This window comes from Streptomyces tailanensis (assembly GCF_008386495.1).
Lineage (GTDB): Bacteria > Actinomycetota > Actinomycetes > Streptomycetales > Streptomycetaceae > Streptomyces > Streptomyces tailanensis.
Genome location: NZ_VTHJ01000160.1, coordinates 1 through 2,633 on the forward strand (window position 1 = coordinate 1; position 2,633 = coordinate 2,633).

Genomic DNA, 2,633 nt, shown 5'->3' on the forward strand with positions numbered 1-2,633 from the left:
GGTGAGGCGGCCGTCGAAGGCGAGGTCGAAGGCGTTCATGGCACCCTTCCAGCGCATCGTCCAGCGTTTGCGGCCGGCGCCGGTCGGGTCGAGGCTCATGACGGCCATGTAGACACATTTGAGGGCGGCCTGCTCCGTGGGGAAGTGCCCGCGGGAGCGGACGGCCTTGCGGATGCGGGCGTTGACGCTCTCGATGCTGTTCGTTGTGCACACGATGCGGCGTATTTCTGCATCAAACTGAAGGAAGGGCGTGAACTCGGGCCAGCTGGACTCCCAGAGGCGGACGATCGCCGGGTACTTCTTGCCCCAGGTATCGGCGAATTCCAGGAACCGTGTCGTGGCCGCGTCCTCGGTCGGAGCGGTGTAGACGGGCTTGAGCGCCTTGGCGATCTTGTCCCAGTCCTGCCGGGCCGCGTATCGAAATGACGCCCGCAGCAGGTGAACCACGCACGTTTGCACCACAGTTCGCGGCCAGACCTCGCCGACTGCGTCAGGCAGCCCCTTCAACCCGTCGCAGACCAGCATGAGGACGTCTTCGACGCCCCTGTTCTTGAGCTCGGAGAGCACTCGAAGCCAGTGTTTCGCACCTTCGCCGCCGTCGCCGGCCCACAGGCCGAGGATGTCGCGGTGTCCCTCGGCGGTGACCGCCAAGGCCACGTAGATCGGCCTGTTCGCTACTTGTCCATCGCGAATCTTGACGTTGATAGCGTCAATGAAGACGACCGGGTAGACCCGGTCGAGCGGCCGGTTCTGCCATTCCGCCATGCCATCCATCACCTTGTCGGTGATCGTGCTGATGGTCGTCTTGGACACGTCCGCGCCGTAGACCTCGGCCAGGTGCGCGGAGATCTCCCCGTGCGTGAGGCCCTTCGCGGACAGCGAGAGCACCATCTAATAGCTCACTGGTGGACCTGAGCCAGAGACGGCAAGGGCCCACCACCCCCGCGTGATGCAGGCCTGCCGCCGTTCCGGGATGAGATCCCTCATGGTCAGACCGGCCGCGTCCACGGTGGCGTCGCCTGGCGGAGGCCTAAGGACCATTCGGGACGAGATCCCCGAGACGAGACAGGCCCCGTCCGGCGCCGCCGGCCACAACAGCTTTCATGTCCTCAGCCCGCCGACAGGGGCCGACCTCTCAGAAGATCGCGAGCCATGAGCTCTCCAGCAGACCGAGGTCCCTGCCGGTCGCTGGAGACACGAACGGCTCATGAGATGGCGTGCCCGGAGCACTTCTATTAGAGCGCCGCGTGCTCCGCAGGGAGTTGACCTGCGCATACGAGCCCTGACTGATCAAGGAGACACAATGACCCGCTTGTTCTGCGGCATCGACTGGGCGGAGAGCCACCACGACATAGCCCTCGTTGACGACGATGGTGACCAGGTCGCCAAGCTGCGGATCAGCGATGACTACCCAGGGCTCTGCGCCCTGCTGGAGCTGCTGGCCCGCCACGGCGACAGCCCTGACGCCCCGATCCCCGTCGCCATCGAGACGCCGCGCGGCCTGCTGGTCGCCGCTCTGCGCGCGACCGGCCGGAAGGTCTACGCGATCAATCCTCTCGCGGCGGCACGCTACCGGGACCGCGGCAGCGTCTCCCGCGCAAAGTCGGACGCCGCAGACGCCCGAATCCTGGCCAACATCTTGCGGACCGACATCAAGGCCCACCGCCCGCTGCCCACCGACAGCGAGCTCGGCCAGGCCGTGGCCGTGCTCGCCCGAGCCCACCAGGACGCGATCTGGGACAAGGGCCAACTCGTCAACCGACTCCGCTCCCACCTGCGCGAATACTTCCCGGCTGCCCTGCTGGCCTTCCACGGCAGCGGCAAGCTCGGCCTCGACTCCGCGTATGCACGTGCGATCCTCACCTCCGCGCCGACCCCGGCCGCAGCCGCCAAGCTCACCCGCGGCCAGCTCCGCGCGCTGCTCAACCGGGCGGGCCGGCTCCGCCGCTCAGTCGACGAGGAAGTCGAGCGTCTGCGGGAACTGTTCCGCTCGGAGCAGATGCGCCAACTGCCGCTGGTTGAAAAGGCGATGGGAAACCAGACCACGGCCCTGCTGCGGCAGCTCGACGCCGCCTGCACGAGCAGCGACGTCCTCTCCAACGCCACCGCGGAGGCGTTCCTGTCCCACCCGGATGCACAGATCATCACCAGTATGCCGGGCCTGTCGGTCATGTCCGGCGCACGCGTGCTCGCAGAGATCGGCGACGACCCGACCAGGTTCGCCGACGCCAGAGCGGTCAAGGCATACGCCGGCGCCGCGCCGGTGACGCGCGCCTCTGGCCGCAGCCACATCGTGGTGGCCCGGACCGTCAAGAACAGACGCCTGGCCGCCGTGGGCTATATGTGGGCGTTCGCGGCGCTGCGTTCCTCCGAGCCACGTGCCCACTACGACCGCCGGCGAGACGGCGGCGAACGTCATACCCCGGCCCTCCGGAATCTGTTCAACAAGCTCCTCGGCTGCCTCTACCACTGCCTCCGGAACCGCACCCTCTACGACGCCGAGAAGGCTTTCCCGGAACGTCTCACCCTCGCCGCATGACCGCCGAACTTGACCCGCCAGCGACATGAGATGTCTCGTCCACACCGGTCAGTCTGCGCTGCCGCTTCTCGACGATGGCCGGCTCGAAGGAGCC

1 protein-coding gene and 1 pseudogene are annotated in these 2,633 nt (G+C 67.3%); one reads left to right on the forward strand and one right to left on the reverse strand.

All coding sequences use genetic code 11. From position 1 onward, the window contains the following. Positions 1-891 (reverse strand): annotated as a pseudogene (locus tag F3T56_RS45765) (IS256 family transposase); the annotation flags it as partial. A gap of 412 nt (positions 892-1,303) precedes the next feature. Here F3T56_RS45765 and F3T56_RS45770 point away from each other — a divergent pair. Beyond that, positions 1,304-2,539, forward strand: a complete 1,236-nt coding sequence (locus F3T56_RS45770) for an IS110 family RNA-guided transposase (RefSeq protein ID WP_149831360.1) — start codon at positions 1,304-1,306, stop codon at positions 2,537-2,539. Positions 2,540-2,633: the final 94 nt, after the last annotated feature.